This is a genomic window from Micromonospora humida (genome assembly GCF_016901255.1).
Classification (GTDB): Bacteria; Actinomycetota; Actinomycetes; order Mycobacteriales; family Micromonosporaceae; genus Micromonospora; species Micromonospora wenchangensis.
Window position 1 is genome coordinate 334,263 of sequence record NZ_JAFEUC010000002.1, and the last position, 24,467, is coordinate 358,729.

At 73.6% G+C, this 24,467-nt stretch carries 21 protein-coding genes; 12 read left to right on the forward strand and 9 right to left on the reverse strand.

Annotation, left to right across the window (positions count from 1 at the left end):
• Positions 1-123 precede the first annotated feature (123 nt).
• From JQX11_RS05365 to JQX11_RS05380, 4 genes are all read left to right on the forward strand, one after another.
• Positions 124-1,011, forward strand: coding sequence for an SAM-dependent methyltransferase (locus tag JQX11_RS05365; protein WP_204924146.1), 888 nt, complete (start codon positions 124-126; stop codon positions 1,009-1,011).
• A 7-nt stretch (positions 1,012-1,018) separates the two neighbouring features.
• Complete coding sequence (locus JQX11_RS05370; protein ID WP_204923868.1) at positions 1,019-3,184, forward strand: putative bifunctional diguanylate cyclase/phosphodiesterase; 2,166 nt, start codon at positions 1,019-1,021, stop codon at positions 3,182-3,184.
• A 177-nt stretch (positions 3,185-3,361) separates the two neighbouring features.
• The gene (locus tag JQX11_RS05375; RefSeq protein ID WP_204923869.1) at positions 3,362-3,862 is read left to right on the forward strand and encodes a DUF456 domain-containing protein; all 501 of its coding nucleotides are present in this window, start codon (positions 3,362-3,364) and stop codon (positions 3,860-3,862) included.
• Between the two features lie 441 nt (positions 3,863-4,303).
• Positions 4,304-5,941, forward strand: coding sequence for an amino acid permease (locus tag JQX11_RS05380; RefSeq protein WP_307826070.1), 1,638 nt, complete (start codon positions 4,304-4,306; stop codon positions 5,939-5,941).
• Between the two features lie 80 nt (positions 5,942-6,021).
• Here the strand turns inward: JQX11_RS05380 and JQX11_RS05385 are convergent, their stop codons facing one another.
• On the reverse strand, positions 6,022-6,615 hold the full coding sequence (locus JQX11_RS05385; RefSeq protein ID WP_204923870.1) for a hypothetical protein: 594 nt from the start codon (positions 6,613-6,615) through the stop codon (positions 6,022-6,024).
• A gap of 529 nt (positions 6,616-7,144) precedes the next feature.
• Between JQX11_RS05385 and JQX11_RS05390 the strand changes: the two genes are divergently transcribed.
• The 6 genes from JQX11_RS05390 to JQX11_RS05415 all read left to right on the forward strand — a co-directional run bounded on the left by JQX11_RS05390 (position 7,145) and on the right by JQX11_RS05415 (position 15,946).
• Positions 7,145-8,509, forward strand: coding sequence for a glutamine synthetase family protein (locus tag JQX11_RS05390; RefSeq protein ID WP_204923871.1), 1,365 nt, complete (start codon positions 7,145-7,147; stop codon positions 8,507-8,509).
• A 114-nt stretch (positions 8,510-8,623) separates the two neighbouring features.
• Positions 8,624-9,970 (forward strand): aldehyde dehydrogenase family protein, encoded by a 1,347-nt coding sequence (locus JQX11_RS05395; protein WP_307826095.1) that lies wholly within the window; start codon positions 8,624-8,626, stop codon positions 9,968-9,970.
• Positions 9,971-9,975: 5 nt separating this feature from the next.
• On the forward strand, positions 9,976-10,743 hold the full coding sequence (locus tag JQX11_RS05400; RefSeq protein ID WP_204923873.1) for a 3-oxoacyl-ACP reductase: 768 nt from the start codon (positions 9,976-9,978) through the stop codon (positions 10,741-10,743).
• A complete protein-coding gene (locus JQX11_RS05405; protein ID WP_307826071.1) occupies positions 10,740-11,474 on the forward strand; it encodes a gamma-glutamyl-gamma-aminobutyrate hydrolase family protein in 735 nt (244 codons plus the stop codon). Before JQX11_RS05400 ends, JQX11_RS05405 begins: the two co-directional genes overlap by 4 nt.
• Before the next feature lie 60 nt (positions 11,475-11,534).
• Positions 11,535-12,086, forward strand: a complete 552-nt coding sequence (locus tag JQX11_RS05410) for a pyridoxamine 5'-phosphate oxidase family protein (RefSeq protein WP_204923874.1) — start codon at positions 11,535-11,537, stop codon at positions 12,084-12,086.
• A gap of 176 nt (positions 12,087-12,262) precedes the next feature.
• Positions 12,263-15,946, forward strand: a complete 3,684-nt coding sequence (locus tag JQX11_RS05415; protein WP_204923875.1) for a SpoIIE family protein phosphatase — start codon at positions 12,263-12,265, stop codon at positions 15,944-15,946.
• A gap of 13 nt (positions 15,947-15,959) precedes the next feature.
• On the opposite strand, the gene JQX11_RS05420 is transcribed toward JQX11_RS05415, so the two are convergent.
• Positions 15,960-16,274: an STAS domain-containing protein gene (locus JQX11_RS05420; protein WP_307826072.1), complete on the reverse strand. Its 315-nt coding sequence runs from the start codon at positions 16,272-16,274 to the stop codon at positions 15,960-15,962.
• 88 nt (positions 16,275-16,362) lie between these two features.
• Between JQX11_RS05420 and map the strand changes: the two genes are divergently transcribed.
• Together map and JQX11_RS05430 are read left to right on the forward strand one after the other, a co-directional pair.
• Positions 16,363-17,220: a type I methionyl aminopeptidase gene (gene map, locus JQX11_RS05425; protein ID WP_204923877.1), complete on the forward strand. Its 858-nt coding sequence runs from the start codon at positions 16,363-16,365 to the stop codon at positions 17,218-17,220.
• A complete protein-coding gene (locus JQX11_RS05430; RefSeq protein ID WP_204923878.1) occupies positions 17,217-17,933 on the forward strand; it encodes a VIT1/CCC1 transporter family protein in 717 nt (238 codons plus the stop codon). Before map ends, JQX11_RS05430 begins: the two co-directional genes overlap by 4 nt.
• A gap of 44 nt (positions 17,934-17,977) precedes the next feature.
• On the opposite strand, the gene JQX11_RS05435 is transcribed toward JQX11_RS05430, so the two are convergent.
• From JQX11_RS05435 to JQX11_RS05465, 7 genes are read right to left on the reverse strand one after another with little or no spacing between them, the layout of a single operon-like run.
• Positions 17,978-18,709, reverse strand: coding sequence for a nucleotidyltransferase domain-containing protein (locus tag JQX11_RS05435; RefSeq protein WP_307826073.1), 732 nt, complete (start codon positions 18,707-18,709; stop codon positions 17,978-17,980).
• On the reverse strand, positions 18,706-19,185 hold the full coding sequence (locus JQX11_RS05440) for a nitroreductase family deazaflavin-dependent oxidoreductase (protein WP_204923879.1): 480 nt from the start codon (positions 19,183-19,185) through the stop codon (positions 18,706-18,708). The genes JQX11_RS05435 and JQX11_RS05440 overlap by 4 nt, the downstream gene beginning before the upstream one ends.
• 57 nt (positions 19,186-19,242) lie before the next feature.
• On the reverse strand, positions 19,243-22,011 hold the full coding sequence (locus tag JQX11_RS05445) for an FtsX-like permease family protein (RefSeq protein ID WP_307826074.1): 2,769 nt from the start codon (positions 22,009-22,011) through the stop codon (positions 19,243-19,245).
• On the reverse strand, positions 22,008-22,742 hold the full coding sequence (locus JQX11_RS05450) for an ABC transporter ATP-binding protein (RefSeq protein WP_204923880.1): 735 nt from the start codon (positions 22,740-22,742) through the stop codon (positions 22,008-22,010). The genes JQX11_RS05445 and JQX11_RS05450 overlap by 4 nt, the downstream gene beginning before the upstream one ends.
• Positions 22,739-23,326, reverse strand: coding sequence for a PadR family transcriptional regulator (locus JQX11_RS05455; RefSeq protein ID WP_204923881.1), 588 nt, complete (start codon positions 23,324-23,326; stop codon positions 22,739-22,741). Before JQX11_RS05455 ends, JQX11_RS05450 begins: the two co-directional genes overlap by 4 nt.
• 57 nt (positions 23,327-23,383) lie before the next feature.
• A complete protein-coding gene (locus JQX11_RS05460) occupies positions 23,384-23,833 on the reverse strand; it encodes a ferritin-like domain-containing protein (RefSeq protein ID WP_204923882.1) in 450 nt (149 codons plus the stop codon).
• Positions 23,830-24,336, reverse strand: a complete 507-nt coding sequence (locus JQX11_RS05465; RefSeq protein ID WP_307826075.1) for a hypothetical protein — start codon at positions 24,334-24,336, stop codon at positions 23,830-23,832. Before JQX11_RS05465 ends, JQX11_RS05460 begins: the two co-directional genes overlap by 4 nt.
• Between the last annotated feature and the right edge of the window lie 131 nt (positions 24,337-24,467).

The following is a 24,467-nucleotide window of genomic DNA, read 5'->3' on the forward strand; positions in this document are numbered from 1 at the left end:
CCCGGCGGGTCCGACCTGCCGGTCCCGGGCACAGATCGGGGTCGGCTGATCTCCCGTACCTGGGCGGACGGGCCTAGAGTGGTCAGCACCACACGATCCGCGGGTCGGCCGGTGCGGCTCCGCGTGCCCGCGCACGCCGTCGACGCCGGTGCCCTCCCGCACCGCGGCGACGAACTGGGGGGCCAGGCAGAGATGCAGACGCCGGACGGACTTCCCGCCGAGATCGACCTGAGCCGGCCCAGCGCCGCCCGGGTCTACGACTACTTCCTCGGCGGCGCGCACAACTTCGAGATCGACAGGCGGCTCGCCGAGCAGATCGCCGGCATGACGCCGAACCTCGCGGCCACCATGCGCTCCGGCCGGGAGTTCCTGCGCCGCGCCGTCCGGGCGCTGCTCGACGCCGGCATCGACCAGTTTCTCGACATCGGCTCGGGCATCCCCACCGTCGGCAACGTCCACGAGGTCGCCCAGGCCGCCGACCCGCAGGCCCGGATCGTCTACGTCGACATCGACCCGGTCGCCGTGGCGCACAGCCGCGAACTGCTCACCGGCAACGACCGGGCCGTCGCCGTGCACGCCGACCTGCGCGAGCCGAAGCTGATCCTGGACGAGGCCCGGTCCAGCGGCCTGATCGACTTCGACCGTCCGCTGGGCATCCTGCTCGCCGGGGTGGTGCACTTCGTCCCCGACGCCGACCGCCCGGCCGACATCCTCGCCACCCTGCGGGCCGCCGCCGCACCCGGCAGCTTCCTGGTCATCTCCCACTCCACCTTCGAGGACCAGCCCCAGGAGATGCTCGACGCGCAGCGGCTCTCGGCCCGGACCGACACCGAGATCACGCTGCGGTCCCGCGCCGAGATCACCGGCTTCTTCGGCGACTGGACGCTGCTCGCGCCCGGCGTGGTGCACATGCCGCTGTGGCGGCCCGACTCCCCGTCCGACGTGGACGACCACCCCGAGCGGTTCGGGGCGTTCGGCGGCGTCGCCCGGCACGACCGACCCGCCGGCTGAGCCGACCATGTCCGCCGTTCCGGACCCCGGCGGCACCGACGCGTCCCGTCCGGGCGCGCAGGGCTACGCCGCCGACTGGGCACGGGCGGTACGCCGGCTCGGGTTCGTGCCGATGAGCACGGAGGAGACCGAGCGGCTGCTGCTGACGCACACCGTACGGCTGGCGCAGGCCCTGCTCGCCGAGGAGTTCTCCGCCGCCCCGGCGGAGGAGGTGGGCCGGGCGCTGGTGGAGGCGCACCTGACCGAACCGCGCATCCTGGACTGGTCGGTGCGGGCGCTCGGCGAACAGTTGCCGCAGCGGGTGCTGCCCCCGAACGACCTGCCACCCGACCTGCCCGTCCGGGTGGCCGCCCTACAGGGTGGGCTGGCCGCCGGGTTCGGCCGGGCGTTGCGCGACCGTACCTTCAGCCAGCAGGAGCGGATCGCCCGGTCGGCCTGGCAGGCGCGGGATTCGGTGGAGCGGGCGCTACGGGACAGCGAGGCACGGTTCCGGGCGGTGTTCACCGGGGCGGTCATCGGTATCGGGATCGCCGGCATCGACGGTCAGATCATCGACGTCAATCAGTCCTTTGCCGACATGCTCGGCTACACCCCGGAGGAGCTGCGGCAGACCAACGTCGCGTCGCTGTTCCACCCCGACGACGCGGCCGGGATGTGGGAGATGTACCAGGAGCTGATCGAGGGCAAACACGACAGCGCCCGGGTGGAGAAGCGCTACTACCGCAAGGACGGCAGCGTCGTCCTGACCGACCTGGCCGTCTCGCTGATCCGGCACGACGACGGCCGCCCCCGGTTCACGGTCGCCATGATTGAGGACATCACCCAGCGGTACGAACTCCAGCAGCGGCTGCGGTTCCAGGCCCTGCACGACCCGCTCACCGGTCTGCCCAACCGGACGCTGTTCTTCGAGAGACTCGGCCAGGTCTTCGCCGACGCCGGGCCCGAGCAGCGGATCGGCGTCTGTTTCCTCGACCTGGACGGCTTCAAGGCGGTCAACGACAGCCTCGGCCACGACCTCGGCGACCGGCTGCTGGTCACCATCGCCCGGCGGCTGTCCGACTGCGTCATCGGCCAGGGGCACCTGGTGGCCCGGATGGGTGGCGACGAGTTCGTCATCCTGGTCAACGGCGGTGAGGGCATCGACGACGCGGTCGGGGTCGCCGAGTTGGCGCTCGCCGCGGTGGCCGCGCCGGTGCTCGTCGGCGACCACCAGCTCGCCGTGTCGGCGAGCGTCGGGGTGGTCGAGTGCCCGGCCAGCGAGACCAGCGTGTCCGAGCTGATGAAGGCCGCCGACACCACGCTGTACTGGGCGAAGGCGGAGGGCCGGGGCCGCTGGGCGGTGTACGACCCGGAGCGCAGCGCCGCCGACATCGCCCGGTCCGCGCTGGCGGCGGGCCTGCCGGCGGCACTGGACCGGGGCGAGTTCGTGGTCCACTACCAGCCGATCGTGTCCCTGCTGGACGGCTCGATGCTCGCGGTGGAGGCGCTGGTCCGCTGGTCCCACCCGGAGCTGGGCCTGGTCGGTCCGGACCGGTTCATCGGCCTGGCCGAGGAGACCGGGCTGATCGTCCGGTTGGGCGAGTGGGTGCTGCGGCAGGCGTGCCGCGACGCCCGCGCCTGGCACCGCGAGTTCCCGGAGGCGAAGCTGGTGGTCAGCGTCAACCTGGCCGCCCGGCAGGCCGACGACCCGGCCATCGTGGACACCGTCGCCAGCGCGCTGAGCCGCAGCGGCCTGCCGGCGGAACTGTTACAGCTGGAGCTGACCGAGAGCGCCGTGATGGGCACCGCCGGGGAGCCGTTACGGTCGTTGTACCGGTTGGCGGATCTGGGCGTACGGCTGGCCATCGACGACTTCGGCACCGGCTACTCGAACCTGGCGTACCTGCGGCGGTTGCCGATCCACTGCCTGAAGCTGGCCGGTCCGTTCGTCGAGGGCATCCGGGGTGACGGCGGCGACTCGTCTCCCGACCACCGGGACGAGCGGATCGTCGACGCCCTGGTCCGGTTGGCGCACGCGCTGGAGCTGTCGGTGACCGCCGAGGCGGTGGAGACCGGGGAGCAGGCCGAACGGTTGCGGGCGTTGCGCTGCGACACCGGCCAGGGCCGCTGGTTCGGGCCGCCCGCCCCGGCCGACCGGATCACCGCCCGGCTGCGTGGGGAGACGACGGAGTGACCTGCCCCCGGCCCGGTCGGGGGCGTCGTCGGCGGTGCGGTGGTGACCGGGGCGTGGTCGTTCGGGGTGGGGTGGCCGCAAGCGGCCGGTCGGGTACGGGTGGCCGGCGGGGAGGCCGGTGCTCTGGCATGGTGACGACGTGACCGGGACGGGACCGGGCGGGGGAGAGGTGGCGGGGTGAGCCTGACCGATGGTGGGGCGGCGGTCTCGGTGGTCGCGGCGATCGCGATCGTGGCCGGGCTGGCCGGGGTGGTGGTGCCCGGCCTGCCGGCACTGCCGCTGTGCTGGGGCGGGGTGCTGCTCTGGGCGCTCTTCGGCGGTGCCGGGCCGGGACGCTGGGCGGTGCTCGCCGCCGCCACCGTGGTCGCCGCCGGCGGTGCGGTGATCAAGTACGCCTGGCCGGCGCGCAACCTCAAGCGCACCGGGGTGCCCACGTCGTCGCTGCTCGTCGGGGGTCTGCTCGGGCTGGTCGGGTTCTTCGTCATCCCGGTGATCGGCCTGGTGATCGGCTTCGTCGGCGGGGTGTGGGGGGCCGAACGGCTGCGGCTGGGCAGCAACCAGCTCGCCTGGCCGGCGACCGTGCAGGCGTTGAAGGCGGCCGGCCTGTCGATGCTGGTGGAGTTCCTGGCCGGCCTGGCGATCGCCGCCCTCTGGGTGGCCGGCCTCCTGTTCACCTGACCACCCACGGGAGCGGCGGCAAGATCGACTCGGTTGGGTCGATGTTGCGGTATCCGGTCGCCGGGACACCGCAACATCGGCCCAGGTGAGTCGATCAAGGCGGGAGTGGGAGGCGGAGCGGGACGCCCGTCGGGTACGGCATGACGCCGTACGTGAGAGAGGTGGGCGTCCCGCGCCGCCGTGGTGCCGGGCTCCTGCCGAGCGCCCGGCGTCGGCCCGTCGCGATCGGGCCTGGTCACGGGCTCAAGCATGCGTCGGTGCCGGATCCGGGGCAACCCGATTACCGCCCGCCGGGGCGACCTGACCACCGCCGCCCGGGGCGACGCGAATTAACGAGTTCGGCACCGGCGACGGATTGACCGTCGTGATCGGCGGGACGAGACTCGGGCGCACCCGGGGATCACCCGGGTAGTTCCGGGTACCACCTCAGGGAGGTGTGCTGTGGCCACAACGCCCCCGCCGACCACCGGGCAACCGCCGACAGCCGGGAACGGGCAACCGTCGACCGCCGGGCAACCGCACGCGCCGGACGACGACGCCCGACGGCTCGCCGAACTCGGCTACCAGCAGGAGTTGCACCGGAAGTGGAGCGGCTTCTCCAACTTCGCCATCTCGTTCTCGATCATCTCGATCCTGGCCGGCTGTTTCACCACCTTCGGGCAGGCGTGGAACAACGGCGGGCCGGTCGCCATCTCCTGGGGCTGGCCGCTGATCTCGCTGTTCATCCTGATCATCGGGTTCTGCCTGGCCGAACTGGTCTCGGCGTATCCGACGGCCGGGGGGATCTACTGGTGGGCGGCGAAGATGGGCAGGCCGGTGCACGGCTGGTTCACCGGCTGGCTCAACCTGATCGGCCTGGTCGCGGTCACCGCGTCGGTGGACTACGGCTGCGCCACCTTCCTCAACCTCACCCTGTCGGCGCTCTTCGACGGGTGGGAGGGGACGCTGCGGCAGGCGTTCGTCCTGTTCGTGATCATCCTGGCCCTGCACGGGCTGATCAACATCTTCGGGCACCGGATCATCGACGTACTCCAGAACGTGTCGGTCTGGTGGCACGTGGCCGGCGCCGCCGCCGTGGTGGCCATCCTGCTGCTGGTGCCCGACCGGCACCAGAGCTTCCAGTTCGTGTTCACCGAGCGGTTCAACAACTCCGGATTCGGTGACGGTGACACCGGCGGGTTGACGTTCTGGTTTTATGTGCTGCCGCTGGGATTCCTGCTCACCCAGTACACGATCACCGGATTCGACGCCTGCGCGCACGTGTCCGAGGAGACCCGGGGCGCGTCGCAGGCCGCCGCCAAGGGGTTGTGGCGGTCGATCTTCTATTCGGCGGTGGGCGGGTGGATCCTGCTGCTGGCGTTCCTGTTCGCCGCCACCGACGTGGACGCGGTCAACGCGGCCGGCGGATTCTCCGGCGCCATCTTCGAATCCGCGCTGACCCCGTTCTTCTTCAAGACGGTCATCATCATCTCCACCATCGGGCAGTTCTTCTGCGGAATGAGCTGCGTGACCTCGATGAGCCGGATGACGTACGCGTTCAGCCGGGACCGGGCGGTGCCCGGCTGGCGGCTGTGGTCGAAGGTCGACCGCAACGGCACCCCGGCCAACGCGATCATCGGGGCGACGCTTGCCGGTCTGGTGCTCACCCTGCCGGCGCTCTACGAGAGCCCGTCCGGCATCCCGGTCGCCTTCTACGCGGTGGTGTCGGTGGCGGTGATCGGCCTCTACCTGTCCTTCGTCATCCCGATCGCGCTGAGGCTGCGCCTCGGCGACCGGTTCGAGCCGGGCCCGTGGACGCTCGGCCGGAAATACAAGCTGCTCGGCTGGATCGCGGTGGTCGAGATCGTGATCATCTCGGTGTACTTCGTGCTGCCGATCGTGCCGGCCGGGGTGCCCGGCAACGCGGAGTTCAGCTGGTCGGCGGTGAACTACGCGCCGCTGGCCGTCGGCGGGGTGCTGCTCGGGGTGGGCATCTGGTGGTACGCCTCGGCCCGGAAGTGGTTCACCGGCCCGCGTCGGACGGTCGACGTACCGGCGGCACCGGCGGCGGACGCCGCACGGGTCGACGGGCCGGCCTGACCACCAGCCCTCCGGGGCGACGACGGACAGCCCCCGGCCGGAGCCCTGAAGGGTTCCGGCCGGGGGCCGCCCGGCGACCGTCAGAGGTACGCGCTGTTGCTGAAGGTGAGCGGGATGAACGTGGTCGGGCCGCCGTAGTTCCAGGTGATGAAGGCGTCCGCGCCCGTCTTGTACTCGCCGGTGTACCGGGGGTACTCGGTGTCGACGTTGCCGAGGACGGTGCTGTAAGCCGTCTTGGTGTTGTAGGTGACCTGGGTGCCGTAGCGGAACAGGGCGACCTCGACCTGGATCGCGTAGACGGGATAGGTGCACTGCACCGCCGCCAGGCCCTCCTCGCCGCCGCCGTACGGGCCGCCGTAGTAGACGAACGGGGTGCTCGGGGTCAGCGTGCAGGTGACGGTGATGGAACCGACGGTCCCCGTCACCGAGGTTGAGGCGAGGGTGCCGGCGGAACCCGCCGACACGCCGGTGGCCCCGGTGGACAGCGGCGCGAGGCGACCGGCCCGCGCGCCGTCGGTGGCGGACGATCCGGCCGCCGGCTGCGCGGCATCGGCACCGGCGGTGCGGGGGGCCGCCTGGGTCGGGCCGGCCACCGCGAGCAGCGCGGCGGAAACGGCGATCGCCACCAGGGCGGCGAGGGCCCGGGGCTTCCCACTGGGACGTACTCTCGTCATTACGCGTCCTTCGGTGCGTCGTGATGGAGCAGTTCGGGTGTTACTGGGCCGGCCGGCCCGGTGCGACCAGGAGGGCCGAACATCCACGCTCCGGTGACCTGTCGACGCATTGCGCGCGAATACGCGGCAGGTCAGGGGAAGTGGTCGTGCGGATCGGCCGACAAAATGCCGTGCGTCGCACCGGCCGGCTCAAATTCTGGCAAGGGTTCCAACTTTCACGCAAGGTCGCCGCGCGATTACCGATCGGTGTGGTCGGCTATGTGTCCGAACGGATGAGTGGCGTGTCGCGGCGCTTCTTTCCCGCCCTTGGGAAAAGCGTTTCCGTCGTTGTGCGCACGACAATTTCCGCTCGTTTCGCGCGTCGGGGTCGCGTCCGGCTCCGGGCCACGGGCGGGCCCTCGCGGGCCGGGCCGCCGGGTCCGGACCGGGTCCGACCGGGCACCCCGGGTCGGGGGTTTGCCGGCCCGCCCGGACGGGGCATTGACGGTGATCCGCTCGGCCGGTAGACCTTGGTGATGGAGGCGCACGGATGAGGAAAGCCCCGCTCACGTTGGAACAGCTCCGGGTCGCCGTCGCCGAGGGCGAGATCGACACGGTGGTGCTCGCCCTGACCGACATGCAGGGCCGCCTCCAGGGCAAACGGTTCCACGCCCCGTTCTTCCTCGACCAGGTCGTCGCCAACGGCAGCGAGGGCTGCAACTACCTGCTCGCGGTGGACGTCGACATGAACACCGTCGACGGGTACGCCATGTCGAGCTGGGAACGCGGCTACGGCGACTTCGCCATGCGCCCTGACCTGTCCACCCTGCGCCGGATGCCGTGGCAGCCGGGCAGCGTGCTGCTCCTGGCCGACCTGGAGTGGCTGGACGGCTCCGGCCCGGTGGTCGCCTCACCCCGGCAGATCCTGCGCCGGCAGCTCGACCGACTGGCCGACCACGGGCTGACCGCGTACGCCGGCACCGAGCTGGAGTTCGTCCTCTACCGCGACTCGTACGAGGAGGCCTGGCGACGCGGCTACCGCGACCTCACCCCGGCCAACCAGTACAACGTGGACTACTCGCTGCTCGGCACCGCCCGGGTGGAGCCGCTGCTGCGCCGCATCCGCACCGAGATGGCCGGCGCGGGGCTGACCCCGGAGAGCGCCAAGGGCGAGTGCAACCTCGGCCAGCACGAGATCGCCTTCCGCTACGACGAGGCGGTGGCCTGCGCCGACCACCACGTGATCTACAAGAACGGGGCGAAGGAGATCGCCGCCCAGGAGGGCGTGTCGATCACGTTCATGGCCAAGCCCAACGCCCGGGAGGGCAACTCCTGCCACATCCACTTCTCGCTGCGCGACGTCGACGGCCGCTCGGCGATGCTCGGCGACGGGCCGGCGCAGCTCAGCGACACCGGGCAGCGGGTGCTGGCCGGGCTGCTCGCCACCATGCGCGAGATGAGCGTGCTGTTCGCCCCGAACATCAACTCCTACAAGCGTTACCAGCCCGGCTCGTTCGCGCCGACCGCGTTGCGCTGGGGCACCGACAACCGCACCTGCGCGCTGCGGCTGGTCGGCCACGGGCAGGGGATGCGGGTGGAGAACCGGGTCCCCGGCGCGGACGTCAACCCGTACCTGGCGATCGCCGCCCTGGTCGCCGGGGCGGTGCACGGCATCGAACAGGAGCTGGAGTTGGCCGACGAGTGCACCGGCAACGCCTACGACGACCCCACCGCCGAACGCGTCCCGCCCACCCTCCGCGACGCCCTCACCCTCTGGCAGAACTCCGACATCGCCCGCACCGCCTTCGGCGACGAGGTCCACGCCCACTACGCCAACCTGGCGAAGGTCGAACTGGCGGCCTTCGACGCCGCCGTCACCGACTGGGAACTGACCCGTGGCTTCGAACGCCTCTGACCCCCACTGCGGCGTCGAACATGGAGTTGTGGTGGGCGACGTGTGGCGGTATGTGGTTCATGCGGGGCACCACAACTCCATGATCGACGGGGAAAGGGGTGGGGTGTGACGCGGGTGGTTGATCCGGCGAGCGGGGATGTGGTGGGGGAGGTGGCGGCCACCGGGCCGGGGGAGGTGGATGCGGCTATCTCTCGGGCTGCTGGTGCGTTCGAAGCGTGGCGTCAGGTGGCGCCGGGGGAGCGGGGGCGGGTTCTGCGGCGGTTCGCGGGGCTGGTGGACGCGCACCTGGAGGAGTTGGCCCAGCTGGAGGTGCGCAACTCCGGGCACACCATCGGCAACGCGAGGTGGGAGGCGGGCAACGTCCGCGACGTGCTCGACTACTACGCGGGGGCGCCGGAGCGGCTGACCGGGCAGCAGATCCCGGTGCCCGGTGGCTGGGACGTCACCTTCCACGAACCGCTCGGCGTGGTCGGGGTGATCGTGCCGTGGAACTTCCCGATGCCGATCGCCGCCTGGGGTTTCGCCCCGGCGCTGGCCGCCGGCAACACGGTCGTGCTCAAGCCCGCCGAGCTGACTCCGCTGACCGCGCTGCGGCTGGCGGAGCTGGGGTGCGAAGCCGGCCTGCCGGACGGCGTGTTCACCGTGCTGCCCGGCCGGGGCGACGTGGTCGGCGAACGGTTCGTCACCCACCCGGCCGTGCGCAAGGTCTGCTTCACCGGCTCGACCGAGGTGGGCACCCGGATCATGGCCGGCTGTGCCGCCCAGGTGAAGCGGGTCACCCTGGAGCTGGGCGGCAAGAGCGCCAACCTGGTCTTCGCCGACGCCGACCTGGAAAAGGCGGCGGCCACCGCGCCGTACGCCGTGTTCGACAACGCCGGCCAGGACTGCTGCGCCCGCTCCCGGATCCTGGTCCAGCGCCCGGTCTACGACCGGTTCCTGGAACTGCTCGAACCGGCGGTCCGGGCGCTGCGGGTGGAGGACCCGGCCGCCGAGACCGCCGAGATGGGCCCGCTGATCTCCGCAGCCCACCGGGACCGGGTCGCCGGCTACCTCGACGGTGCGAGGGTCGCGTTCACCGGCAACCGGCCCGACGGCCCCGGCTTCTGGCACGCCCCGACGGTGCTGCTCGCCGACTCCCCGGCCGACCGGCACTGGCGGGAGGAGATCTTCGGGCCGGTCGTCTCGGTGCTCCCCTTCGACGACGAGGCCGACGCGGTCCGGCTCGCCAACGACACCGAGTACGGCCTGTCCGGCTCGATCTGGACCCGGGACGTCGGCCGGGCGCTGCGGCTGGCCCGCGCCGTGGAGGCGGGCAACCTGAGCGTCAACTCGCACTCCTCGGTGCGCTACTGGACCCCGTTCGGTGGGATGAAGCGTTCCGGGCTCGGCCGTGAGCTGGGCCCGGACGCGCTGCACGCCTTCACCGACGTCAAGAACGTCTTCATCAGCACAGAGGAGTGAGGCGCGTGCAGGGTCGGCTACAGGACCGGGTCGCCGTGGTGACCGGGGCGGGCAGCGGGATCGGGTTGGCCACTGTGCGGCGGTTCGCCGCCGAGGGGGCCCGGGTGGTCTGCGTCGACATCGACGACGAGGCCGGCGGGCGGGCCGCCGAGGAGGTCGGCGGCGAGTACGTGCACACCGACGTCGCCGACGAGGCGGCCGTGCGGGACCTCTTCGACGGGGTCGTGCAGCGGCACGGCCGGGTCGACGTGGCGTTCAACAACGCCGGCATCTCCCCGCCCGACGACGACTCGATCCTCGACACCGGTCTGGACGCCTGGGAACGGGTGCTGCGGGTCAACACCACCAGCGTCTACCTGTGCTGCAAGTACGCGATTCCGCACATGCGCCGGCAGGGCAAGGGCTCCATCATCAACACCGCCTCGTTCGTGGCGCTGATGGGGGCGGCCACCTCGCAGATCGCGTACACCGCGAGCAAGGGCGGGGTGCTGGCGATGACCCGGGAGCTGGGCGTGCAGTTCGCCCGGGAGGGCATCCGGGTCAACGCGCTGTGCCCCGGCCCGGTCGCCACCCCGCTGCTGATGGAGCTGTTCGCCGCCGACCCGGAGCGGGCCGCCCGCCGGCTGGTGCACGTGCCGATGGGCCGGTTCGGCGCACCGGAGGAGATCGCCGCCGCGGTGGCGTTCCTGGCCAGCGACGACGCGTCGTTCATGACCGCCGCGCAGTTCGTCGTCGACGGCGGCATCACCGGCGCGTACGTCACCCCGCTGTGAGCGGGCCGGCGGGTGGCGGCGCCGGGCCGTCCGGCCGCAGGGCGCGTCCGCTGATCGGCATCACCGGGTACGTCGAGCCGGCGAGCTGGGCCGTCTGGCGGGACGTGCCGGCGTCGCTGATCCCGCAGGCGTACGTCCGCTCGGTGACCGCCGCCGGGGGCCGGGCCGTGGTGCTGCCCCCGGACGACCTGGACGCCGACGTGGTGGACGTGCTCGACGGGCTGCTGCTGGCCGGTGGCGCGGACGTCGGCCCGGAGCGTTACGGCCAGCCGGCGGACCCGCGTACCGAGCCCCGGCCCGACCGGGACGCCGGGGAGTCGGCCCTGCTGGCCGCCGCCCTCGCCGTGGACCTGCCGGTGCTGGGGGTGTGCCGGGGCATGCAGTTGCTGGCCGTCGCGTACGGCGGGTCGCTGCACCAGCACCTGCCGGACGTGGTGGGTCACGACCGGCACCGCCCCGCCCCGGGGGTGTACGGGGCGCATCCGGTGCGGTTCGCGCCGGGGACCCGGACGGCGTCGGTGTTGGCCGGGGTGGACCGGGTCAACTCGTACCACCATCAGGCGGTGGCCGACCCGGGGCGGCTCACGGTCACCGGCTGGGCCGACGACGCGGTGGTGGAGGCGGTGGAGGACCCGGCGCGACGGTTCCTGCTCGGGGTGCAGTGGCATCCGGAGAACGACGACGACCCGCGCCCGGTGACCGCCCTGGTGAGGGCCGCCCGAGACCACTGATGCCTCCCATTATGCGGGATGCCTGTCTCGAAATGCGGTCAGCGGCGGCAGGATGACGGTATGGGGACCGTGTATCCGGCGCTGGACGGGCGACTGCGGGAGTTCGTCGAGGCGCAGCCGATGTTCTTCGTGGCCACCGCGCCCAGCGGCAGCGGGGGGCACGTCAACGTCTCGCCCAAGGGCATGCGGGGCACCTTCGTCGTGCTCGGCCCGCACCGGGTGGCCTGGCTTGATTACCACGGCAGCGGCGCGGAGACGATCGCCCACCTGCGGGACAACGGCCGGATCACGCTGATGTTCTGCGCCTTCGACGGCCCACCGAAGATCGTCCGACTGCACGGGCGGGGCGTCGCCACCCCGGTCACCGACCCCGGCTTCGGGGCGCTACTGGCCGACTTCCCGCAGCCGCCCGACGTGCACGCCGTGCGGGCGGTGATCGGGGTGACCGTGGACCGGGTCAGCGACTCCTGCGGCTACGCGGTGCCCCTGATGGACTACCGCGCCGACCGCGACCTGTTGCTCACCTCACACTCCCGGCGGACCGCCGAGGACCTGGTCGCCTACCGGGCGACCAAGAACGCCGCCAGCATCGACGGCCTGCCGGTCTTCTGACCTGACCGCCCCCACCGTGCGCTGTCGGACAGATGACGGCAGGATGAGGCACGGGTTACCAGCGTCCGTCGGAACCTGTGCGTTACGTTCCTGATCCGTCGGGGTAGAAGACGGACGCGACCGGCGGTGAGCCGAGGCGTTATGGGGGGCACGACCGGCCGAAGCAGGGGGCGCGGATGAGCTCGGCCCGTGGGGGCGAGGACGGCCGAGGGCTGTCCGCACTGTCGTCCGCTGACGCCGTACTGCCGCCGTGGCTGACCGGGGCGTTCGCGGCGGGCGGCGAGATGGGCCGCCGGCTGAGCGGACACGACTGGGCGGCCAGCCCGCTCGGCAGCCCCGACACCTGGCCGGCGGCGCTGAGCCACGCCATCGGCATGATGCTCTCCTCGCGGGCCCAGATCGTGATGTTCTGGGGCCCCGACCAACTGGCCTTCTACAACGACGCCTACCGGCCCACCATCGGCGACAAGCATCCCGTCGCGCTCGGCCGGCCGGCCCGGGAACACTGGGCCGAGACCTGGGACGTGCTCGGCCCCCTGCTCGACGGCGTGTGCCGCAGCGGCGAGTCCTACCGGGCCGAGAACCACCCGTTCCTGCTCGACCGGCACGGCTTCGTCGAGCGGGTCTACTTCGACATCTCCTACGACCCGATCCGCGACGACGACGGCAGCGTCAACGGCGTCTTCTGCTTCGTCAACGAGACCACCGGCCGGGTCGTCGGGGAACGCCGGCTGCGGGCCCTGGCCGAACTCGGCGCCCGCCTCGGCTCGGCCGGCAGCATGGCCGAGCTGGGGCAGGCCACGGCGGCGGTGCTCGACGGGCACCGGGCCGACGTCCCGTTCGCCCTGGTCTACCTGACCGACGAGACAGGTCGGCCGGTGCCGGCCGGGGTCAGCGGCGTCGATCCCGCCCGGGTGCCGGCCGAGCCGCCGGCCACGCTGGCCCGGGTCGCCGCCGGTGGGGTGGCCGCCGACATCGAGGTGGCCGAGCTACTCGGCGCGGTGCCCGACGACGTCGCCCCCCGGGCGCTGGTGCTGCCGCTCACCGCCACCAGCGAGCCCGCCGGGGCGCTGGTGGTCGGCCGTTCCGCCCGACTGCCGTTCACCGACGAGTACCGCGACTTCCTCGGCCTGATCGCCGCGCAGGTGTCCCGGGTGGTCGGCCAGCAGCGGGTGTACGAGCAGGAGCGGGCCCGCGCCGCCGAACTGGCCGCGCTCGACCGCGCCAAGACCAACTTCTTCGCCAACGTCAGCCACGAGTTCCGCACCCCGCTGACCCTCGTCCTCGGCCCGCTGGAGGACATGCTGGCCGACCCGACGCTGTCCGCCGAGCACCTCGACCGGCTGACCATGATGCACCGCAACGCGCTGCGCCTGCTCAAGCTGGTCAACACGGTGCTCGACTTCTCCCGGCTGGAATCAGGCCGGCTGGCCGCCCACTACCAGCCCACCGACCTGGCCGAATACACCTCCCGGCTGGCCAGCACGTTCCGCTCCGCGACCGAGCGGGCGGGGTTGCGGCTCGTGGTCGACTGCCCGCCGCTGCCCGCGCCGGTCCTCCTGGACCGCGACATGTGGGAGAAGATCGTCTTCAACCTGCTCTCCAACGCGCTGAAGTTCACCTTTGACGGGGAGATCCGGGTCCGGGTGGTCGCGGTCGACGGCACGGCCCGGCTGGAGGTGGTCGACACCGGGGTCGGCATCGCCGCCGAGGAGGTGCCGCACGTCTTCGAGCGGTTCCACCGGGTGCCGGGGGTCCGCTCGCGTACCCACGAGGGCACCGGCATCGGCCTGGCCCTCGTCCGTGAACTGGTCGAGATGCACGGCGGCACGGTCGCCGCCACCAGCCGGGTCGACCACGGCACCACGGCCACCGTGACCGTCCCGTTCGGCTCCGCGCACCTGCCGCCCGACCGGGTCGCCGCCGCCGCGCCGCTGCCCACCAGCGAGTCGGCGCAGGCGTCGCTCTACGTGGCGGAGACCGCCAGGTGGACCGACCGGCCCGACCCGGCCGGCGACGGGCGGCCCGGCCCGGCCACCGGCGACCCCGCCCGGGTCGGCCGGGTCCTGCTCGCCGACGACAACGCCGACCTGCGCGAACACGTCACCCGACTGCTCAGTCCCGAGTACGAGGTGGTGGCCGTGCCGGACGGCGCGGTGGCCCTCCAGGAGGCCACCGCGGGCCGGTTCGACCTGGTGCTCACCGACGTGATGATGCCCCGGCTGGACGGCTTCGGCCTGGTCACCGCGCTGCGCGGCAACCCGGCCACCCGGCACGTGCCAATCGTGCTGCTCTCCGCGCGGGCCGGTTCCGCCGAGGCGGTCGCCGGTCTCGCGGTGGGTGCCGACGACTACCTCACCAAGCCGTTCTCCGGCACCGAGCTGATCGCCCGGGTCCGGGCCAACGTCGAACTGGGCCAGTTGCGGGGTCAGATCATCCGCCGGCTGCGGGCGCTCGCGGACGCCGCCGTGGCGGTCAACACCGCGAAGTCGACAGCCGACGTGGTCCGGGTCGCCGCCCGGCACGCCCTGCACCTCGCCGAGGCGGCCCGGGTATCGGTCACCACGGTCACCGGCGCGCGGCACGAGGCCGACGGTGGTGGTGCCAGCACCGACCAGCCGTCCCAGGTGCTGCCGCTGACCGGCAGCACCGGTGGGCAGCTCGGCGAGCTGCGGGTCTGGCGTCGGGAGGGCGACGGCACCGAGCACGCGGCCCTCACCCAACTGGCCCGCCTGGTCGGCGTACGACTGGAGAACGCCCAGCTCTACGAGGCCGAACACCGGATCGCCACCACGCTGCAGCACAGCCTGCTGCCGCGTTCGCTGCCCCAGCTCCCGGGTGCGGTGATGGCCAGCCGCTACCTGCCCGGCAGCACCGACGTCGAGGTCGGCGGCGACTGGTACGACGTGATCGGCACCGGCGACGACGAGGTGGTGCTGGTCATCGGCGACGTGGTCGGCAAGGGCGTCCGGGCCGCCGCCGCGATGGGTCAGCTCCGCAACGGCCTGCGGGCCTACCTGCTGGAGGGCTACGACCCGGGGCAGGCGTTGACCCGGCTCAACCGGCTGGTCGGCTCGACCGAGCGGCAGTCGTTCGCCACCGTGTTCTGCCTCTCCTTCACTCCGCGCACCGGCCGGCTGCGGTACGCCAGCGCCGGTCATCCGTCCCCCCTGCTGATCCGAGGAGACGACGTGGCCTTCCTGCACGAACAGGCCCTCGGGCCGCCCATCGGGGCGCTCACCGGCACCGACTACCGCACCGTCGAGGGTGGACTCGCCCCCGGCGGTCGGCTGCTGCTCTACACCGACGGCCTGATCGAGGACCGGCGGGCCGGCATCGACGCGGCCCTCGCCCAGCTCCGGGCGGACGCCGCTGCCGGTGCCGGCGGCGGACACGTGGCCGACCTGGTGGACGCGGTGGTAGGGCGGGTCGACGGGCGCAGCCGGCACGACGACGTCGCGGTGCTGGCCCTGGAGGCCGCCGAGCTGAACCGGTTCGCGTTGCGGCTGCCCGCCGACCCGACCCGGCTCAGCGTGCTGCGCAAGCGGCTGGAGGACTTCCTGGTCGCGCACTCCGTCGGCGAGAACGACCTGTTCGACCTGATCGTCGCCGTGTCCGAGGCCGCCGCCAACGCCATCGAGCACCCGGTCGCGCCGGTGGAGCCGACGATCGTGGTCGAGGTGTCGATCGTCGACCGGACGGTGGTGGCGACGGTGCGCGACAGCGGCCGGTGGCGGGAGTCGACCGGGGCCGGGTTCCGGGGCCGGGGACTCGCGCTGATCGAGGCGCTGGGCGAGCTGTCGGTGCGCCGTACCGACGAGGGGACGGAGGTGTCGCTGCGCCGCCGGCTGGCCGACTGAGCCGGGCCCCGGGTCAGAGCGGGCGCAGCCACTCCTGCCCGCCCAGGCCGGAGATCTCCAGCACCCGGCTGACCTGCCGGGACGGGAAAACGGTCAGCGCGCCCGGGAACCGCCGGGCGAGCTGGACCACCGCGTGGATGGCGGCGGAGTCGAAGAAGGTGACCGCGCGCAGATCCAGGGTGACCTGCCGGGCCGGCTCACGCAGCGTGGTCTGGACCATGGTGTCCGCGGTGGCCATGTCGACCTCGCCGGTCACCGTGACGCGGACGTGGTCCCCGGTGTTCTCCGCGCGTGCGGAGAACACGGGCGGTTCGCCCTCCAGATCCACCCCGCCACCATTGCACAGCCCGGTGGTGGCGGCAACAACCGCCGGGCCGTGCGGGAGGCCCTCCGCCCTCCGGAGATAGGCTGTCGTCATGACCGTCCGTGCCCCGCTCACCCCCGGCACACTCTCCCCGTGGCGAGCGGTCCCCGACCACATCGCCCGCCCGGAGTACGTGGGCCGCAAGCAACCCCAGCAGTGGCGCGGCTCGCACGTGCAGACCCCGCAGACCATCGGGAAGATGCGGGTCGCCGGCCGGTTGGCGGCGCAGGCCACCCAGCTCGCGGGCGCACACTGCAAGCCCGGGGTCACCACCGACGAGATCGACCGGGTGGTGCACGAGTTCCTCGTCGACCACGGCGCCTACCCGTCGACGCTGGGCTACCGGGGCTTCCCCAAGTCCTGCTGCACCAGCATCAACGAGGTCATCTGCCACGGCATCCCCGACTCGACGGTGCTCGCCGACGGTGACATCGTCAACGTCGACGTCACCGCCTACCTCGACGGGGTGCACGGCGATACCGACGCCACCTTCTGCGTGGGCGAGGTGAGCGAGGAGGCCCGGCTGCTGGTCGAGCGCACCCACGAGGCGATGATGCGCGGCATCCGGGCGGTCCGCCCCGGCCGGCAGATCAACGTGATCGGCCGGGTCATCGAGTCGTACGCCAAGCGGTTCGGCTACGGGGTGGTCCGCGACTTCACCGGCCACGGCATCGGCGAGGCCTTCCACAGCGGCCTGTACGTGCCGCACTACGACAGCCCCCGGCCCACCGACATCATGGAACCCGGCATGACCTTCACCGTCGAGCCGATGATCACCCTCGGCACCTACCAGTACGACATGTGGGACGACGGATGGACGGTCGTCACCAAGGACCGGAAGTGGACGGCCCAGTTCGAGCACACCATCGTCGTCACCGACGACGGCTTCGAGATCCTCACCCTGCCGTGACCGAGACCCCGGCGGCGCTGCGCGAGGCGCACCACGCGGACGTGTCCGGCGGCTGGCTGCGCCCCGCCGTCTTCGGCGCGATGGACGGTCTGGTCACCAACATCGCCCTGATCGCCGGGGTCGGCGGCGGTGGGGTGTCGGCGCACAGCATCGTGCTCACCGGCACCGCCGGCCTGGTCGCCGGCGCCATCTCTATGGGGCTGGGCGAGTACACCAGCGTCCGGTCGGCCAACGAGCAGGTCGCCGCCGAGGTGGCCAAGGAACGCCGCGAGCTGGAACGCCACCCGGAGGCCGAGGCCCGGGAGCTGTCCGACGCCTGGGTGGCCCGGGGCCTGCCGCGTGACCTGGCCGACCAGGTCGCCGAGGCGGTACGCCGCAACCCGGAGGAGGCGCTGCGGGTGCACGTCCGGGAGGAACTGGGTGTCGACCCCGACGAACAACCCAGCCCCTGGGCGGCGGCGATCTCGTCGTTCCTCTGTTTCTCCGTCGGCGCGCTGCTCCCGCTGCTGAGCTACCTGCTCGGCTCCACCAGCCTGGCGCTGGCGCTCGCCGTCGGCGGGGTGGGGCTCTTCGCGGCCGGGGCGGTGGTGGCCCGGTTCACCCACCGCCCGTGGTGGGCCGGCGGGCTGCGGCAGCTGCTGCTCGGCGCGGCGGCGGCCGGCGCGACCTACCTGGTCGGGATGCTCATCGGGGTGCAGGGCGGCCTCGGCTAGACCGGCCCGGTCGGTCGTCACGGTCGGTCCGGCGGTGCCGGGGCTCAGCCGGTGAGCAGGTCGTCCACCGTGCCGTCGACCGGTCGGCCCCGGGCGGTCAGCTCCTCGGCCTGCCCGGTCAGCACCCGGCCCACCTCGGTCATGTCCGCGCCGGCCAGCCCGGTACGCCGCACCGCGTCGCCCGGGTCCCGGAAGTAGGTGCGGCTGAGCAGGCCGCTGACCGTGGCCGCCGCCAGCCGCGCCTCACCCAGCATGACCAGCGCCTGGTCGGTCTCGTACCACTCGGCGAGCCGGGCCGCGCGGGCGTGCGCCGCCCAGCCCCGGTACCAGGCGTCCCGGGCGGCGGTGCTGAACTCGGCCGGCCGGGCCCGGGCCAGCCGGCCCAGGTGCTCGTCGCGCAGGGTGCGCAGCCAGCCGGTCGGGTCGTACAGCGCGACGGTGGTGACGTACCGGTCGGCGGTCAGCGGCCAGGCCGGGGTCAGCGTCCGGGCCCGCCGCAGGTAGCCGTCGGCGTCGGCCACGGTCAGCGCGACCAGCACCCCGTCCACCCGCCGGGTCGACGGGGCCGGGCCGCCGCCCGCCCGGTAGGTGACCAGCAGCAGGTCGACCTCGGCGTCCCCGCCACCGTCGTCGTCGCCGTGCGCCAGCGGACCGTGCACGGCCACCGCGAGGATGTCCGCCGGGAAGCGTCGCCGCGCCGCGTCGGCCACCCGCCCGGCGACCTGCCAACGCGGATCGTCCAGGTCCACTCCGGCTGCCGGCTCCGGCACGGTCACGGCAGGTCGGCACCGGTCGGCGCCAGCCGGAAGATGTGGATCTCCCGGCCGCCGGCCCGCTGCACGTACGTCCGGTACGCCGGCCACTCGGTGACCAGCAACTGCCAGAGCCGTTCCCGCTCGGCCCCGGTCGCCAGGTCGGCGCGGACGGCGAGCCGACGGCCCTTGACGGCCACCTCCGCCTGCGGCCGGGCGAGCAGGTTGTGCACCCAACCGGGCTGGTGCCGCTGACCCCAGTTGGAGCCGATCACCACGAACCCGTCGCCGTCCGGCACGTACAGCAGGGGGTTGCTGCGCGGCAGGCCGGAACGGTGCCCGGTGGTCGTGATGATCAGCGAGGGGACCAGCCCCAGCGCGACCACCCGACCCCGGGTGAGCCGTCCGACCGCCCGGTCGACGGGGACGAGCAGGCGCATGGTGGCACCGAACCACGTGTGGTGACCGAGCCGCCGGGTGAGGGTTCCGAGTACGGGCACCCGGCCAGTCTGCCTGGTCGACGCGGTGTCCGCACCCACCGGCTCCCGGCGGGCCGCTCAGTCCAGCCGGCGTTCGACAGTGAGGCGGGACCTGGTGAACAGGCCGGCACCGAGCATCGCCACCAGCGGCACCACCACCAGCACGCCGAGGGTCTGCCAGGGCACCACCATCGGGTACGGCGTCTGGGTCGGCCAGCTCTGCGCGTACTGGCGGTTCGTCGAGGTCAGGATGATCAGGGCGGAGCCGAGCCCGGCCGCGATGCCGAGCGCCGAGCCCACCACGGCGATCACCCCCGCCTGGCAGAGCGAGAGCACCCGGCGTACCCGGGGACTGGCCCCCACCGCCGCGAGCGTGGAGAGGTCCCGGCGGCCCTCCGCCGCGGCGAGCCCGGTGGCCACCCCGGCCGCGCCCAGGGTGATCATCCCGGCACCGGCCGCCAGCAGGAGCAGCAACGGCCGCTGCTCCGAACGGGGCGGACCCCGCTCGATCTGCGCCGACACCGGCAGCAACGGCCGCAGCGCGGTGACCACCCGGTCGAGCTGCGCGGCGGTGGGCGCGGACCGGGTATCGACGGCGAAACCGACAGGCTCCGTGCGCAGACCGGCCCGGGCGGCGGCCGTGGGGGAGAGCACCAGCCGGTCCACCGCCAACCCGTCACGCAGCAGGTGACCGGGGAGGGTGACGGTGTTCGCCACCGGCGGCCGGGAACCGCCGGTCGACCGGTCGACCCGGACCATCACCCGGCCGTCGACCACGTAGCGGGGGTCGCTCACCACCACGCCACCGGCCCGCAGCACGGCGGCCGCCGCCGCCACCTCGGCCGCCGGCGCGCCGCTGAGCACCCCCAGGGCGGTGCCGTCGTCGACCATGGCGGGCAGGTAGAAGCCGCTGACGATGCGGACCGGCGGGACGCAGCGCGGGTCGTCCAGCGCCGCGCGGCGGGCCTCGGCTGTCTGGTACGACTCCGGGTCGTACGGGCATGCCCGGCCGGCAGGCAGCACCGGCGCGACCGTGCAGTAGGCGCCCGGGTCGCGCACTTCGGTGCAGCCGGGCGTCGCCACCGGCAGCACCGCGTCGGTGCCCAGCTCGGCCCGCACCCGCTCGGTGATCAGCGGCAACGGGGGCAGCGGTCCGGTGCCGTCGCGGTCGGCGCGCAGCAGCAGCACCCGGCCCGGCGGCATCCCCGGTTGCCAGTCGGCTCGTTCGCGGGCGTCGTTGCTGGCCACGTAGACGCCCAGAGCGACGCTGCCGGCGACGGCGGCCATCACCGCGGAGATGGCCGGGGCGGCCGACGAGCGGTTGCGGCTGGCGTCGCGCAGCGCGATCCGGGGCGCGGGCGGCAGCAGCGGACCGAACCGGGCCAGCAGACCGATCAGCATGGGCGTGCAGAAGACCAGGCCCAGCTCGCCCAGGACCAACCCGGCGAGGATCAGCGGGGTGTCGCCCCGCGCGGCACCCAGGGCAGCGGTTCCGCTGCCCAGCACGGTCAGCGCCACCCCGAGGAGCAGCCAGCGGCGGCGGTGCGGGGGTGCGGTCCGGCGACCGGCCAACCCGGCCACCACGTCCTGCCGGGCGGCGGCCAGCGCCGGGGCGAGCGCGGCCAGCACCCCGGCCAGCACCGCGACCGCCGCGATCGCGGCGAGCGCCGCCGGGAAGACCCGGTAGCCCCCGCTGCGGGCCCCCAGCACGTGCTCCTCGACCAGCGACCGGCCGACGAGCGCGGCGGTGACCCCGAGCAGCAGCCCGCACGCCGCCCCGAGCCCACCGAGGACCACCCCGTCGGCGAGCACGATCCGCCGCAGGTGCACCGGGTCGCCGCCGGCCACCGCGACCAGCGCCAGGTCCCGCCGCCGCCGCCGGACCCCCACCGCGAAGGCCGGGCCGACCAGCAGGACGACCTCCAGCAGACCGAGGCCGCCGACCAGCACCGTGTTGCTCGCCAGCACCGGATCGGGCAGGTAGAGCGTCGACCCGTCGGGGGAGCGGGCACCCGGCACCGGGTTACGGGCGCTGACCAGCACGCCGTGCGCGTTGAGCCGGTCCACCAGCGCGGCATCCACCGGGCCGGGGAGGTCGACCAGCCAGCTCTCGTCGTAGCTCCGCCCGTCCCGGGGCAGCCCGGCCGGGGTCAGGGCGACGATCTCCCCGAGCTGGTCCGGGAACTCGACCACGCCGACCACCCGCCACCGGCGGGTGCCGTCGGCCGCGTCGACCGACCCGCCCACCCGGACGCCCATCCGGGCGGCGGCCTGCGCGCTCACCGCGACCTCGTCGGGTGCGGTGGGGACCCGCCCGGAGCGCAGCCGCACCGTCGAGCGGGCCACCGCGTCGGTCAGGTCCAGCGCCCGCCCGTCGAGGGTCCTGGTCCGGTCGCCGATCCGCACCTCGAACGGCACCCACCAGCTCACCCGGCTGGCGCTGCTGCCGGCCGGCAGCAGCGCCTCGATCTCCGCCCGGCCCACCGGCCGCTCCCGGGTCACCTGCTCACCCGTACGGGCCCAGTTCGTGTCCCCCCAGGAGTCCTGGTGGATCGGGTTCTCCGCCACCCAGCTCAGCTCGACGTCGGCGGCGCCGGCCCGCTGGACGAAACTCTCCTCCCGGGTGAGGTCGGCCATGTCGTAGGTGACCGCCACGAAGCTCAGCACCAGCACCGGCAGCGCGATCATCGTCAGCACCAGCGCGGTACGCCCCCGCGCCCGCCGCGCCTCCCGCCGGGCGATCCGCAGCGCCGCCCGCCAGGACCCGACCGTGCCGGCGAGCCGGGCGGTGCGGGCGGACCGGCCGTCGGCGGGCGAGGGTCCGTCCGGGTGGGGCGGGGCGCTCACCGGCCGATTCCGGAGAGCAGGTGCTCCACCCCGGCCAGCGGCGCGGTGGAGTCGACCATGACGCCGTCGCGGAGGAACACCACCCGGTCGGCCCAGCCGGCGTGCCGGGCCTCGTGGGTCACCAGCACCCCGGCCGCGCCCGCGTCGACCCGGCGGCGCAGCAGGTGCAGCACGGCCTCCCCGGTCTGCGAGTCCAGCGCCCCGGTCGGCTCGTCGGCGAGCACCAGCCGCCGGTCACCGACCAGCGCCCGGGCGATCGCCACCCGTTGCTGCTGACCCCCGGACATCTGGTCGGGGAAGCGACCGCCGAGCCCGTCCAGGCCGACCTCCTGCAGGGCCGTCAGGGCCGCCCGCCGGGCCTGACGTACGCCGACCCCGTCGAGTTCCAGCGGGAGGGCCACGTTCTCCGCGGCGGTGAGGCTGCCGAGCAGGTTCAGATCCTGGAAGACGTAGCCGATCCGGCGACGGCGCAGCCGGGCCAGCCGCCGCCCGTCGAGCGTGCCGAGCGACTCCCCCTCGACCAGCACCTCCCCGCCGGTCGGCCGGTCCAGCCCACCGGCGAGGGTGAGCAGGGTCGACTTGCCCGAACCGGAGGGGCCCATCACGGCCACCAGCTCGCCCGGTCGTACGGTGAGGCTCACCCCGCGCAGCGCGTGCACGGCCGCCTCCCCGCCCCCGTGGGTGCGGTGGACGTCGCGCAGTTCGAGCACCGCGCCGTCGGGACCGGTCACCGGTGTGCCTCCTGGTCGGCCCGCTCCACCACCTCCGGCGGTGACCCGCTGCGTGCGGTGGGGGCCGCCGGCCGGTGCCGGACCAGGCTGGTCTCGCAGTGGTCGAGCCAGCGGATCTCCGCCTCGGCCTGGAACATCATCGCGTCCAGCACCAGCCGCCAGGGCAGGTCCTCCGGCCGGTCACTGGTGTACTTGAGCCGGGTCAGCTCCTGCAATGTACGCATGGTCGCGCCACGCTGGGTCTGCACCACCGCCCGCACGTCCACCCCGGGTGTGGTCAGCGCCAGGGCCAGCTTGATGGACAGCTCGTCGCGGGGGCGGTCGTTGCGGCTGATCGGGGTGACGAACCACAGCGCCAGGTCCGCCCGTCCGGCGTCGGTGATCTCGTACGGCCGCTGCCCGCCCTCGTGCTCGGGCAGCGAACGGACCAGGCCGTCGCGTTCCAGCCGGTTGAGGGTGGTGTAGACCTGACCGATGTTCAGCGGCCAGGTGGAGCCGGTCGACTCCTCGAACGCGGCCCGCAGCTGGTAGCCGTACATCTGGCCGCGCTCGAGCAGGGCGAGCAGGCCGTGACGGATGGACATGCGACGGAGTATGCATACCCCGTATGCGGACCGCAACCGCAGGGTACGGACGGTGGGTCAGGTGGGACTGCCGGGGAACGGGACGGTCAGTGGGGTGAGGCCCGCGCTGCGCCGCCACCGGGTGGCCCGTACCGCGCAGTCGGTCAGCGCGTTGAGCGCCCGCGTGCGGTCCGCGCCGGTGGTGACCGGCAGCGCCACCCGCCAGAACGCCGCGGTGCGCTCCTCCACCTGCACCGCCAGTCGCAGCGCGGTGGCCCGGTCGGTGACCGGGAACGGCAGGGCGTAGCCGGCCTGGTCGGGCGGCACCGTTCCCCCGGCCGCGCTGAGCTGGAGCACGAGCGCGTCGCGTCGGGACCGGTGGGCCGCCTCGGCGGCGCGGGCCGCCCGCCGGTCGGCGTCGGTGAGGTGCACCCCGATCGGGCCGTAGGCGTAGATCGCAGCGTATTCGGCGGCCAACGCCCCGGCGAGCGCGTCGCCGGGGGTGGCGGGGGCGGTGGAGCGGCTCACTTCAGCGCCTCCAGGTGGGTGGCACGGGCGGCGGTGATCGCGCCGAGCAGGGCGGCCCGGTCGCCCGGCGCGTCGGCGCACGCCTTCGCCGCGTTGTCCCGGCCGCGCTGCTCAGCCGTCCGTAGCGCGGCCAGCACGGCGGCGCGGTCACCTCCGGCGGCGGACGGGTCCGGCGACGCCGCGGCGGAGGGTCCGGGGCGGCCGATCACCCGGCGCAGCTCGTCGGCGTGCGCGGCGTGCGCGTCGGCGATCGGGGTGAGCCGGTCGGCCAGCCCCGGATCGGCGGCGATCGCGGCCCGGTGCCGGTCGGCCAGCGACCGGGCCTCCGCCGCGAGGGGTTCCAGCGGGTCGGGCGGCGGGGTCGGGTCGTCGCGGTCGAGAAGACCACACCCGGTCAGCGGTACGGCGGCGACGCCGGCCGCCAGGAGCGCGCCGGCCCGCAGCACGGTACGCCGGGACTGCCCCGTTGCGTCGTGGTGCGTCGTTGTTCTGCCCGTGGCCACCGGACAAGTCAACACCATGCCCGGCGTCCGCCGGGCGACCGCCGTCGGTGCGCCGCCGGGGCCGCCGTACCGACGGCGCGTTACGCTCTGCGCAGCCACCGGCGCTGCCGCCCCGGTGGCGTCCCGGCGTG